Source organism: Devosia psychrophila (genome assembly GCF_000971275.1).
Lineage (GTDB): Bacteria > Pseudomonadota > Alphaproteobacteria > Rhizobiales > Devosiaceae > Devosia > Devosia psychrophila.
Genome location: NZ_LAPV01000038.1, coordinates 21,942 through 35,366, shown reverse-complemented (window position 1 = coordinate 35,366; position 13,425 = coordinate 21,942). Strand labels below are relative to the sequence as shown.

The 13,425-nt window shown below is 59.7% G+C and carries 5 protein-coding genes and 2 pseudogenes; 4 read left to right on the top strand and 3 right to left on the bottom strand.

Annotation, left to right across the window (positions count from 1 at the left end; genetic code table 11):
- Positions 1 to 146: 146 nt before the first annotated feature.
- Positions 147 to 1,226, bottom strand: a pseudogene (locus WH91_RS03390) (IS3 family transposase).
- A 181-nt stretch (positions 1,227 to 1,407) separates the two neighbouring features.
- On the opposite strand from WH91_RS03390, the gene WH91_RS03380 reads away from it, so the two are divergent.
- On the top strand, positions 1,408 to 4,074 hold the full coding sequence (locus WH91_RS03380; RefSeq protein WP_074797760.1) for a hybrid sensor histidine kinase/response regulator: 2,667 nt from the start codon (positions 1,408 to 1,410) through the stop codon (positions 4,072 to 4,074).
- 187 nt (positions 4,075 to 4,261) lie between these two features.
- On the opposite strand, the gene WH91_RS22380 is transcribed toward WH91_RS03380, so the two are convergent.
- Positions 4,262 to 6,088: a sensor histidine kinase gene (locus WH91_RS22380; protein WP_158409508.1), complete on the bottom strand. Its 1,827-nt coding sequence runs from the start codon at positions 6,086 to 6,088 to the stop codon at positions 4,262 to 4,264.
- A gap of 344 nt (positions 6,089 to 6,432) precedes the next feature.
- Between WH91_RS22380 and WH91_RS23075 the strand changes: the two are divergent.
- Positions 6,433 to 7,863 (top strand): annotated as a pseudogene (locus tag WH91_RS23075) (IS1182 family transposase).
- Positions 7,864 to 8,364: 501 nt separating this feature from the next.
- Here the strand turns inward: WH91_RS23075 and WH91_RS03355 are convergent.
- Positions 8,365 to 9,264: a LysR family transcriptional regulator gene (locus tag WH91_RS03355; RefSeq protein ID WP_046169612.1), complete on the bottom strand. Its 900-nt coding sequence runs from the start codon at positions 9,262 to 9,264 to the stop codon at positions 8,365 to 8,367.
- 106 nt (positions 9,265 to 9,370) lie between these two features.
- Here WH91_RS03355 and WH91_RS03350 point away from each other — a divergent pair, with 106 nt between their 5' ends.
- On the top strand, positions 9,371 to 10,930 hold the full coding sequence (locus tag WH91_RS03350; RefSeq protein ID WP_046169601.1) for a proton-conducting transporter transmembrane domain-containing protein: 1,560 nt from the start codon (positions 9,371 to 9,373) through the stop codon (positions 10,928 to 10,930).
- 18 nt (positions 10,931 to 10,948) lie between these two features.
- Entirely contained in the window at positions 10,949 to 13,348 is a 2,400-nt protein-coding gene (locus tag WH91_RS03345) for a YbcC family protein (protein ID WP_046169600.1), read from the top strand.
- The last annotated feature ends 77 nt before the right edge of the window (positions 13,349 to 13,425 follow it).

Sequence of the window (13,425 nt, the reverse complement as noted above, 5' to 3'; positions counted from 1 at the left end):
GTCTACGACGCCATCATCGATGCCGCTTGTCAGGCATGGCGAAATCTCGTCGACCAGCCGACAACCATAACATCGATCGGCATGCGTGAATGGGCACACACCGGTCAATCGTGAGCGCCGTTGGTATAAGTGAATTTCGGCCTTGGTTATGCCGCTGCCGGAATTGGCATCAGCGCATTGAAGCAGGCTTCGTCCGGGGTCATGCGGTCAAGGTTCGAGTGAGGGCGCCCACTGTTGTAAAAGGCCAGGTATTTGCCGATCAAGGTTCGCGCGTCCGAGACGGCGTCATAGGCGCGCAGGTAAACCTCCTCGTATTTGATGGACCGCCAAAGCCGCTCGACGAAGACATTGTCGCGCCATGCCCCTCTGCCGTCCATGCTAATGGCGATGCCATTGTCGCGCAGCAGGCCGGTGAAGGCCATGCTGGTAAATTGGCTGGCCTGGTCGCTGTTGAAGATTTCGGGGGCGCCGTATTTACCCAGAGCCTCCTCAAGCGCCTCGATGCAGAAGCTCACGTCCATGCTGATCGAGACCCGCCACGCCAGCATCCGCCTGCTGAACCAGTCCACCACGGCTGCCAAGTAGACGAAGCCGCGCGCCATGGGGATATAGGTAATGTCGATTGCCCAAACCTGGTTGGGCTGGGTCACCGCCAGCCTGCGCAGCAGGTAGGGATAGACCTTATGGCCTGGCGCGGGCTTGCTGGTATTGGGTTTGCGGTAAATCGCCTCGATGCCCATCCGCTTCATCAGCGCGGGCGCCGGCGAACGGGTAATCCAGATGCAGTTCATCGATCCGGCGCATCAGTGCCAGATCGCCGGGCGACACCGGGCGTGGCAGGTAGTAGACGCTGCTCCGGCTGATATCGAGCACCAACGCCTGCCGGGTCACCGATAGTTCATGCTCCCGATCAATTATCGCTTTGCGCTCAGCAGGCCGGCTTTGCTCAGCGCTCCTTCCAAAAAATCGTTCTACAGCGTCAACTGGCCAATTTTGGCGTGTAGCGTCTTGACGTCCACTGTCGGGACTGACGGATCAGAGCGAGCCTCGCCGCCAAAAACATCGGCGGCGCCTTCCAGAAGCTGGCTGCGCCATTGCGTGATCTGATTGGCTTGCGCGTCAAACTGCTGGGCCAGTTCCGCCAGGGTCTTCTCACCCTTGATGGCGGCCAGCGCCACTTTGGCCTTGAATACCGGTGTGTGGTTGCGGCGGGGTCGTCTCGTCATGGTCGCTCCTGTTCGCGGCCATACTGGCCGCCATCAGGCACAAAATCCACTTATCCCGATGTCCAGATTTCCCGAGCCATCTCTTTCAACGGGCGCCTGCGCAAATGCACGCGGATCACCTTTCGCCGACTTGGCTATGCCAATTATTGACACACGCCGCGGCGTTTGCGATTTTATGCCGATGGTCACACGTCAAACCCGCAATGTTTCTCTCACTCCTGAATTCGATGCGTTCATCGCTGAACGCCTTGCGTCGGGAGACTATGCCAATGCCAGCGAAATCGTCCGCTCCGGTTTGCGGATATTGCGTGACGGCGGCGTGGCTTCGGCCGCCGTCAATACGATCGGCTGGCCCCATAGCGGCGGCGATTGCGGTGCGCTGATCCGCAACCGCGACTGGTCCAACTGTTCGCTGGGGCCGACCTCCGAGTGGTCGCCGGAACTTCGTGCAACGGTCGCCAATGTGGTCAACTCGCCGGTCGCCAAGGTGCTGATGTGGGGGCCGGACCATCTAATGTTCTATAACGACGCCTACAGCCCGATCATCGGCCATCGGCACCCGACGGCCATGGGGCAACCGGTTGCGACTGAGCTGCCCGAGGTCTGGGAATTCAATCAGCAGGTTTTGCAGGCCGGCTTGAATGGCGAGCTGACTTCCCACAAAGGCGCACCTATCACGCTGAACAATGCGGAAGAGTCGCAGGATTTCATTTTCGACCTGCATTACACGCCGGTTTATGGCTTTGGTGGTCGGGTCGAAGGGGTGATGTGTACGGTGGTCGATCAGACCGCGCACGTCTCCACCCAGCACGATCTGGCGGTCAGCGTCGGCAGGTTCCGCGCGGCCATGGATGCCGTGCATGGCGTGCTCTGGACCAATACGGCCGATGGGCAAATGCAGGGCGAGCAGCCTGGCTGGGCGGCGCTCACCGGGCAGAGCATGGCAGAATACCAAGGCTACGGCTGGGTTGATGCAGTGCATCCCGATGACCGCGACGCTTCGATCGTCAGCTGGGATGCGGCGGTAAAGGCGAAGTCGATGTTCGTGCATGAGCACCGCGTCCGAGAACGAAACGGTTCCTGGCGCACCTTTGCCATTCGCGGACTGCCGGTGCTGAATGAGCATGGAGACATCCGGGAATGGGTCGGCGTCCATACCGATATCACCCATCGGCGCGCGGCAGAAAATGCGCTGCGCCAACTCAATGAACAGCTCGAGACGCGCGTCATCAACGAGATTGGCGAACGCCGCCAGGCCGAGATGAAGCTGGCCCAGGCCCAGAAGTTGGAAACCATCGGCAAGCTCACTGGTGGGGTGGCGCATGACTTCAACAATCTGCTGCAGGTGGTATCGGGAAACCTGCAACTGCTGAGCAAGGATATTGCCGGCAACGAACGGGCCGAACAGCGCGTCGCCAACGCCATGGCCGGCGTATCACGCGGATCCAAGCTGGCATCGCAACTGCTGGCATTCGGACGCAAGCAGGCGCTGGAGCCCAAGATCATCAACATCAGCCGCCTGGTGCGCGGCATGGATGACATGATGCGCCGGGCCATTGGCGAGGGTGTCGAGATCGAAACCGTGGTCACCGGCGGGCTGTGGAACTCCTTCATCGACCCTGCCCAGATCGAGAATGCCTTGCTTAACCTCGCCATCAATGCGCGCGACGCCATGGACAACCAGGGCAAGCTGACCATCGAACTGTCAAATGCGCATCTCGACGACGATTATGCCCGCTCGCATGATGAGGTCACGGCGGGTCAATATGTCATGCTTGCCGTGACCGACACCGGTTGCGGCATGTCGCCCGAGATCGTCGACAAGGTGTTCGAGCCATTTTTTTCGACCAAGGGCGAGAGCAAGGGATCCGGGTTGGGGCTTTCGATGGTCTACGGCTTCGTCAAGCAGTCGGGCGGCCACGTCAAGATCTACTCGGAAGTCGGCGAAGGCACGACCATTAAGCTCTACCTGCCGCGCGCCTTGCAAAGCGAAGACGTCGAAGCGCTGGTCGATACGGGACCAGTGACTGGCGGAACGGAAACTGTGCTTGTGGTCGAGGATGACGACGAGGTGCGTGCGACTGTGGTCGAACTGCTCACTGATCTGGGCTATCGCGTACTCAAGGCCGTCGACGCCGCCAGCGCCTTGAACGTAATCGAGAGCGGCATTCTGATCGACCTGCTGTTTACCGACGTGGTGATGCCCGGGACGCTCAAGAGCCCCGAATTGGCGCGCAAGGCCAAGGCACGCCTGCCGAACCTGGTTGTACTGTTCACGTCGGGCTACACGGAAAATTCCATCGTGCACGGTGGCAAACTCGACGCGGGCGTGGACCTGCTGTCCAAGCCCTACACGCGTGAGGCCTTGGCGCGAAAATTCCGCAATGTCCTGGCCGGCCGCGGCCAGCGCGAACTCCCTGCTCCCCTGGCAGTATCCAAACCGGGCGCTCCCGCCACTGACCCGCAAGGCGGGTCGCCAGTGGTGTCCAGCAGATTGACGGTTCTGTTCGTTGAGGACGATGCGCTAATCCGCATGGCCACCGTCGACATGCTTGAGGACGCTGGCCATATAGTTCTCGATGCCGGCAGCGCCGAAGAGGCGATGGCGGCGTTGGAGACCGCGCCGATCGATATCCTGATAACGGACGTCAATCTTCCAACCATGTCTGGCAAGGAGCTTGCAGAGCGGGCCAAGGCGTTGAAGCCCGCCATGGGGGTGGTGTTTGCAACCGGCGATACGTCCGGGGTGCAACAGGGTAAAGGCGTTGCCGTTTTGAGCAAGCCCTACAGCGCGGTTGACCTCCAGGCCGCAATTCGGCTGTGTCTGGACGTGCAGGTAAAAGCCTGAAGTAAACCAACGCCAGTTTATCGATATCGAGGAAGCGCAGCGGTGGTGTTAGCAGCATGCCTGGCACAGAGGACACCAAGTGCGGTCGATGAGGCGACCCTCAGTCCGCTTCTACGCCTGAGCATATATCATGATACTCACATGTAGCATCGACCCCTGTGCCATACACGTTATATCTGTAACGACTTCATTTAAGGTCGCTGACTTGAGAAGCTGGCGCCTCGAGCCGGCACGTCACCCCGCTTTCAGAATAGTCAATTTTCACCGTTCCTGAGAAGTCAGCGGCGAGGACGCGAGTAATCAGACGCGATCCAAAGCCGGTCCGATCGGGCTTCATCACCGCCGGCCCACCGACCTCCTGCCAAACAAATTGAAATTGCGGATCTATGCCGTCAGGCGTGTCGATTGACCACTCGATTTGAACGCGACCTGCCTCCACGGAAAGCGCGCCGTACTTGGTGGCATTAGTAGCAAGCTCATGGACAGTCAGCGTCAGTGAAAGAGCCTGTCGGGGTGACAGGATCAAATCAGGGCCGGAGATCGTAAAGCGCTTGTCCTCGCCACGATGCGCCACCAAAGCTCCCTCAACAACATTGCGGATAGACGCCTCCGTCCAAACTGTCGCGACCAGCATGTCGTGCGCGTGGCTCAAAGCTTCGAGGCGCGCCATGAACTTGCCCCGGCGATCGGCAATGTCGTCACCTTTGAGGGTCTGGCTGGCAATGGCGCTCACCATCGCAACAATGTTCTTGATCCGATGTTGAAGCTCGCCACTGAGCATGCCCTGGCGGGCCTCAGCCTGTTTACGGTCGGAAATGTCCCGAACTGTGCCAACCAGCCTAACTTGATCACCTTCTGTGATTGCCTGGGCAAGGGCCTGCACCCAACGCTCTGGATGAGAGCCGTGCGCCAAAACGCGGTATTCCACGGTCAACAAGCCCGTCCCTGCCGGATCAAGCGCCTGTTGGGCGGCGGGTACCAAAACGGCACGGTCCTCCGGATGCACCCGGCTCACGAAAGAGTCGAAGGATGACTGCTCTCCGGGTTGGCCGCCGAGCAGCGTCAAAGCGCGGTCATCTCCCCGGAGGTTGCTAAAGGTGCCATTGGCAAGCGTGCTTTCCCATACACCCATTTCTGCTGCTGCAAGCGCTAACTGCACCTGTACTTGGCTGTCGCGGAGCGCTAACTCGGCCCGTTTCAAGTCGGTAATGTCGCTGCCTTCAACAAAAATGCCGGTGACCTTCCCCGCCTGATTGATGATTGGCTGGTACACAAAGTTCAGAAAGGCTTTTTCGAGAGGAGCGCCCGGAATACGCTGCAGCTCAATCTCCAAACCTCGACCGACAAAGGGCTGGCCAGTGGTGTAGACTTGAGCCAACAACTCCAAGAAACCTTGGTTTTGTAACTCCGGCAGTGCTTCTCGAACCGTCATACCAATGAGGTCGCGATGGCCGACGAGTTGGAGGTAGGCATCGTTGGTTAAGACAAATCTAAAGTCCGGACCCTGCAGAAGGCACATGAAGCTCGGCGCCTCGGCAAGGAGCTGGGATAGTTGTTCGTGCTCAGCCAAGGTTCTTTGCTTTAGAAGGACCTGCATGGTGGTTTCGGTTGCCGCACAATAGAAACCAACTGACCGACCTTGCTCATCACGCAGCGCGGTGTAGGAGAAAGTAAAATAGCCCACCGGAAGGCCGGGCCGACCGGCAAGTGCAATTGGCAAATCCACAAAGTGCTGTGCTTCACCGCCAAGGGTGGCTTCCACAATCGGCCGGAAATCATTCCAAATTTCGGCCCATAGCACGGAAAATGGTTCACCCAAGGCGGGATGTTTGTTGCCGATGATCGGCAGATAGCCATCGTTATAAAATGAAATGAGGTCGTGACCCCAGGCCACATATACTGGCTGCTTGGCGCCGAGCAATAAACCGATGGCAGTCTGGAGCGTCTGGGGCCATGTCTCCGGCGTGCCAATTGTTGTTTTTGACCAGTCATGGGCACGTATACGTTCACCCATCTCCCCGCCACCCGACAGGAACGCTAAGAAGTGGTCCATCGCTCGCACGCGAATCCCCTAAGACCTGCTACCGAAGGCTAATCCGCAATTAAGCGGGAAAAATCGGATGAAGACCTATAGGGCCGCCCCGCAAAATATACAATCTAGAGTACGGCAGCTATCGCGCCCAAGTCGCGCAAGGCCATGCTGTGTATATTTGTCGACAAGAACATAAGCTGCCAACCACATCGCCAGATGTCCGTTTCCTACTACGTTCGTCCAAAAGCAGACCGACTGCTACCCACCCGAGGCTGTGTGAAAACTCCTGATTATGATATGATCAGTCACCGCTTCGGAAGTGCCCCATGGGACGTTTCGTTGAAGTTGCTGACCGACAGCAGGAGAGCTTTCCGCCGGCTTGTCTCGAAGACTATGTGGATGCGGATAATCCGGTTCGCATCATCGATGCCTTTGTCGAGGAGCTCGATCTGGCCGAACTCGGCTTCGCGCGTGTCCAACCGGCATCTACTGGCAGGCCCGGCTACGCACCGGGACCATGCTCAAGCTCTACGTCTATGGATATCTGCATCAGCTGACGTCGAGCCGGAAGCTGGAGCGCGAGGCCGGTCGCAATATCGAGTTGATGTGGCTGATCGGCAAGCTGGTACCGGACTTCAAGACCATTGCCGACTTCCGCCATGACCATGCCAGCGCCATTCAGATCGCATGCCGGTGCTTCGTTGCCATCTGCCGTGCCCTTGGCCTGGTCGGCGGCGGCATGGTGGCCATCGACGGGTCACGCTTGCGCGCGGTAAGCACGCACGAGAAGAACTATACCAAGGGCAAGCTGTTGCGCCGGAAGGCCCATGTCGAAGAGAGCATCGCGCTATCTCGCCGAGCTTGAGGAAACGGACCGTGCAGAGAACGGACCGGCCACGCCGCGGATCGAGCACCCGACCGAACGATTGGCGTCTCTGCGTGGTCGGCTCGGCGAGCTCGAGGAGATTGGCCGGCAACTGCAAGCGGCTCCCGATGAGCAGATCTCGCTGACAGATCCGGATGCCCGCGCCATGGCGACCGGAAGCGACCATCGCGGCGTGGTCGGTTACAACGTCCAGGCGGCTGTCGATACCGAGCACCATATTGTGGTGGCCAATGCGGTGACCAACCGAGGCCATGACCGCTCGCACCTGCTGGAGATGGCAAAAGCTGCACAGGCAGAGACTGTCGATGCTGAGATGATCGCCCTTGCCGATCGTGGCTACTATGAGGGCGAGCAGATCCGCTCCTGCGACGAAGCTGGCATCATCGCGATGGTGCCCGAGCCGAATATCTCACCGGCTCAGGCCCGCGGCTTCTGGGGCAAAACCATGTTCGTGCATGAGCCCGGGACCGACACCTACCGCTGCCCTCTTGGCCAGCAGCTGCAGAAGCGTTTCGCCAGGGCAGAAGGCGGCAAGCTGATCGGTGTTTGCTTCAACCACAAGGCCTGTGGTGCTGCCCATCCCGTCCTCTGTGTATGGCCGGCAAAGAGAAGCGCATCCGACGATGGGAGTACGAAGCGGTGCTTGATGCCATGGAGCGTAGGCTCGAGGCGATGCCTGAAGCGATGGCGGTTCGCCGCTGTACTGTCGAGCACGTCTTCGGCACCAAGGCTGGATGGGCGCCACCCACTTCCGAACACAAGGGATAAAGAACGTCGCCACCGAAACCAGCCTGACGATCCTGCCTACAATCTCAAGCGCGCCATCGCCGTTGCCGGCGTTGCCGCGACCCTCAAAGCGATAACGGGGTGAACGGAGCCGACGCGTGCCACACAAACAACGTGAGCGATCAGCTGCGCCGAGTTCTCACACAGCCTCGACCCCATTTCAGACTTTGGCTCCACGTCGGCGATGTCCCAAAAGCGGTCGTTCCGCTTAAGGAGTCAGCAGCAGCCATTTCGGGTGGATTGCCGAAAGTCGTATGTGGATGGCCCCCGCGTTGCAAGAGGTCATTCGACGTTCTGGCTCGTTGGTCGGGTGCAGTCTCCTGTCCGGCCTGTTAATGCAGGCATTGGAGACTGCTGGCCCTGATGGGATCGGCGACCAAGGTCCCAATCTGCTTTGCAGGCTATGATGCCTCAAACGTTCGACAGGTTGTCCCTATTTCCGGCCTGATCGGTTTCCCCATCACTTCGCGTCGCTCTCACAACCTGATATGGAGAAGACCGGTCGGCTCGAACTGGATTCTGCTTCAAGATCTCATTTCTGTCGCAACTGCTGCTTTAGTGTGCAAAGGCAGGCTAATAGGGACCTCTAGATGGAGGTCGGTGTCGCCGAATTGTAGATTCCAAGCACGTCGAGAAGCAAGCGGTTCGGAAAACGTCGTTTCTTCACAATTGCGTAGAAGCGCTCAGTGACATCCGGTATGCGACAGTGCTCAACAAGAATCCCGGCCTCCAGTTCGTCGCGCACAACGATCGGCGGTACCAACGTGACACCCTCGCGCTCACGCGCCAGTAGACGTAGCATGGCCATATCGTCGACCTCGGCGTGTATAATCGGCCTGATCCCAGCCATTTCGAGAACTCGGTCGAACGCCACGCGGATGTCGCTGTCCAGACTTGGCAAAAGTAGGGGCTCAGTTCGCAAGTCGTCCGGGAAGCGGAACTTCGGTTTGTCCGTTCTCGGCCGGCCGACCAAGCTGACCGGCTGCTCATTGAGCAGGTGGTTACGCAGTGATGTGCGAGCATCCCGCGGCGCAGCGCTGTTAGCCAGGACGACGTCGACGGCGTGAGCCTCCAACTGGGCAAGAAGGTCGCGGATATTGCCGGAGCGAACGATGAGTTCCACGTCGGAACGGCCGACAAGCGGCCGAAGGAACTCAAGTTGAAAGTTTCGAGACAGCGTCGTGAGCGCCCCGACGCTGAGGATCTGACGGTTTGCCAAAGGGCGACCTTGCAGGGTGCTTAGCAATTCATCGCCGGCCTTGAAAACGGTATCTGCATAGTCGAGCGCGATCTGACCGGCCTCGGTCAGGATGAGTTTCTTGCCCACTCGCTCAAAGAGCGGGTGGCCGATCTGATGTTCGAGTTTCTGTATCTGAACCGACAGCGTCGACTGCGACAGATTCATATGATCTGCGGCCCGTGTGAGACTGCCTTCATGGGCGACCGCCCAAAAGTATTGGAGGTGGTTGAAGTTCAAATTTCTCATCTCGTTCTGTTTAAACGAACGATAGCGACAGAACAATGAATTTTCGCCGCGCGATGCGCTGCCCTAAAAAGCCTCCAAATCGAAGTGCGCGTCGAAGGGGACAACCTTGCCAATCCATTTCTTGCCAGTGCTGGCAACCGTTCCTCTGCTTGTCAGCTCGGTGATCGGCTTCTCGAACACAGGGCCTCGGCCCAAACGCATCCCCAAACTGGCTGAAGCCACCGCGCTCCTTGCGCTTGTCGCAGCCATCGTTTCAACGGGGGGGCTCATCGCTTTTGGGCCTAGCGTCAGTCCTGTGATTGGGATTTACGATATCGGCTTTTCGGTCCGGCTGGACGCTGTCAGCACCGTGATGATGGTCCTTGTGACCTTTATTGGGTGGATCGTCGTCCGCTATGCCGGAACCTATCTTGACGGCGAGGACCGGCAAGGTCCCTTCACCGGCTGGCTCTGCCTGACGCTCGCCTCAGTGATGCTGTTTGTCACCGCCGGCAATCTCTTCCAATTGGCTCTGGCATGGATTGCCACCAGTATGTTTCTGCACCGACTACTGCTGTTTTATCCCGATCGAGCTGCTGGGCAACGCGCTGCGCGCAAGAAGTTTGTCACCGCGCGCCTGGGAGATAGTGCGCTCATTGGCGCCGCCGCTTTGATGGCGGCTGCCTATGGCACGACCGATATTGGCTCTATCCTGCAGGCCGCCCGTGCGGGCGCAGGCGGCAGCCTGGCGATCGGGGCGGCAAGCCTGCTGGCACTCGCTGCGGTCCTCAAGTCTGCCCAGTTTCCAACGCATGGCTGGCTGACCGAAGTCATGGAGACACCTACGCCGGTGTCGGCGCTCCTGCATGCGGGCGTGGTCAATGGGGGCGGTTTTCTGCTGATCCGCTTCGCTGACGTCATGCTTCTTGCCCCCGCCGTCCTCGCAATACTGGTGATGATCGGCGGTTTTACAGCGCTCTTCGGCAGCCTTGTCATGCTGACTCAGCCGGCAGTGAAAACCTCACTTGCCTGGTCGACTGTTGCACAGATGGGTTTCATGATTTTGCAGTGCGGACTGGCGTTGTTCCCTATAGCGCTGCTGCATATCGTGGCGCACTCTCTGTACAAGGCGCATTCTTTTCTCGCATCCGGCGGCGCCGTGGAAAGGGTCGCCGCGATCCGAAGACCGGGGCCCGTTGCGATCCCGAACGCCGCTGCGGTGGGGCGTGCCTTTGTTGCAGCGCTCGCTATATACTTGGTTGTCGGTCTCAGCTTCGGGCTTGCGCACAAGACGCCACAGGTCATCGCACTCGGCGCAATATTGATCTTTGGTGTCGCTTATATGCTTGCGCAAGGGTTCGCTGACACCGCGCCGAAAGCGCTTACCCGACGCACTGCGGTCTACGCCGTAGCGACCTCGGTCGGTTACTTCGCGCTGCAGGCAGCCGCGACTTCAATCACCACGGGCCTTCTGCCGCTCACACCAGCTCCAGGGCCCCTGGAATGGGCGCTCATCGTACTAGCGGTTATCAGCTTCGCCCTTGTCGCCATCGTCCAGGCGATGTTCCCGCTGTGGGCCTATCACCCTGCCGCCGCCGGCCTTCGCGTACACCTCTCCAACGGCTTTTACGCAAATGCGGTCTTCGATCGCCTGGTCGGTGGCTGGTCCACCCGCAGCGCACATTGATCAATCTGGAGCTTGAACATGTCTCAAACCGATCCTTCGGTGCTGGCCGATCTGGAATTCTTCGAGACCGCGGCGGATCGTGCGGCTCGGGCCGTTCCTCCTCTTTGGCCTCTGGCGTCGAGCGTCGCCGTTAACCCCTTCCTCGGGCAGACCGGCGAGAGTCTGGCAATAGCGGGCGCACGACTTGCCCGGGTCGCGGGTGTCGCCGTAACCATGCCAAGGGGGTGGTTTAGTGCGAAGATTGCAAGCGGCGCGATATCCGACGAGGACCTGTTGGCGGCCTGGACGAAGGCGCCGGCGCATTTGAGGCCAGCAGATCTGGCTGCCCTCAAGGTTGCTGCAGCTTTGGATGTGCCAAAGCCCAAGGCTATCCCAACGATCGCAGATCTCGCCGCCGATGTCTCCGGTATCGACTGGCCGGGCCTAATCGCCGAGCGGTTTGGTGCCTGGGCGGCAGGATACTTCGACAAGGGACAGGCACTTTGGGCTGCGCCGAATGGCAAGGGCGCCTATGCGGCCTGGCAGGCCGTGGCCACCCACGACCTAACGCCAGAAATCGCCGGCCTGCCCGGATTTGCCCGTCATGTCGCAGACGCCCCAGATAGTGCCATCATACTGATCGCCCGCGCCGCCCCTCGGCTGGGCCTTCAGACTATGGCATCAGAAACCTACTTCCATCAGTTGCTGATGACACTGGGCGGCTGGGCGCAGTATGCCCGCTACGAGCTCTGGCAAGCAGAACTCGCCGGCGGATCGGACCAAACAATCACAGATTTCATCGCAATCCGACTGATCTGGGAAGAGACTTTGTTCCTTCGATATGGCCAGCAAATTGCCGAAAAGTGGGCGAGTGCTAGGGCAGAGCATGCCGCTGTGGTCGAAGCAACTCCTGACCTCGTGAGCGACGCGATACTGCAAGAAGCAGCCGAGCGCTCGGCCCAGCGGGCGCTTGCAGAGATACTGGCGACACCATCTCCAAAGACAAACCAAGTTCGTCCATTGCTGCAGGCCGCATTCTGCATCGACGTGCGCTCAGAGGTTCTCCGCCGTGCACTCGAAAGCGTGAACCCACGGATACAGACGATCGGCTTCGCTGGCTTTTTCGGACTTACCACGGCGCACCGTCGCTTTGCGTCCGACGTCGAGGAGTTGCGGTTGCCAGTGCTGCTCAAGCCAGCAATCAAGTCCCACTCAGGGACATCGGACTTTGCGGCAGCTGATCAGTCCGCGCGGATCAAGGCGCGGGCGACGCGCGCCTGGGGACGGTTCAAGCTTGCCGCAGTTTCCTCCTTCGCCTTTGTCGAGGCAACGGGTCCGATCTATGTCGGCGAGCTCTTGAGCGATGCCCTGGGCCTTAACGGCGCGCCTGCGACGAGCGATCCCGCGCCCCGTCTCGACCCAGCGTTGGATCTTGAAACCCGAACCGCGGCTGCCGAGACGGTGCTTCGGGCAATGTCGCTGACCACCGGCTTTGCGCGGCTCGTCTTGCTGGCCGGGCACGGCGCCAATGTCGCCAACAACCCGCACGCCAGCGGGCTCCATTGCGGCGCCTGCGGAGGCCATGCAGGAGACGTCAATGCCCGCCTGCTTGCTGCTCTGCTGAACGATCCGGCTGTGAGGACGGGGTTGGCGACGAACGGGATCGACATTCCTTCGGACACGCTTTTCCTGGCGGCGCTGCACGATACAACAACCGATCAGGTGACCCTTTTCGCCCAAGATCAGGCCTCCGACACCCATCGCACCGATATCGGTCACGTCAGTGCGTGGCTCGCTGCGGCGGGCAAGCTCGCCCGGGGAGAGCGCGCCCTCCGGCTGCCGCGGGCAGCAGGCGAAAAAGATGTTGCAAAGCGCAGTCGCGACTGGGCAGAGACGCGGCCTGAATGGGCACTCGCCGGATGCAAGGCGTTCATCGCAGCACCAAGACAGCGCACGGCGGGAAAGAACTTGGAGGGACAAGCTTTCTTGCATGACTACGACTGGAAGCAAGACGGAAGCTTCGGCGTTCTGGAATTGATCCTCACGGCGCCGGTCGTGGTCGCGAGCTGGATCAGCCTGCAGTATTACGGATCAACGGTCGCGCCCGAGGTCTTCGGTGGTGGGAACAAGCTCCTACACAATGTCACCGGCGGAATTGGTGTGGTTGAGGGCAATGGGGGGCTGCTCAGGGCTGGGCTGCCGTGGCAATCGGTCCATGACGGCGAAGAATATGCCCACGAACCGCTCCGTCTTTCAGTGTGTATCGAGGCGCCGTGCCAGGCGATGAGCGATGTTCTGAGCCGCCACGACAACGTGCGGGCCCTGTTTGACAACGGCTGGCTGCATCTGTTTGCCCTTGAAGAAACGGGGCGGATGGCTTGGCGGTACGCCGGCAATCTAGAATGGACTGAGATGAGCAACGTTCACAGCCAGCAGTAGATCGACTAGCGGTTTGAAAAATGAAGGGCAATATAAAACGGACAAACCGTCCGGCACATGCTTTGCCCGCTTGCTTG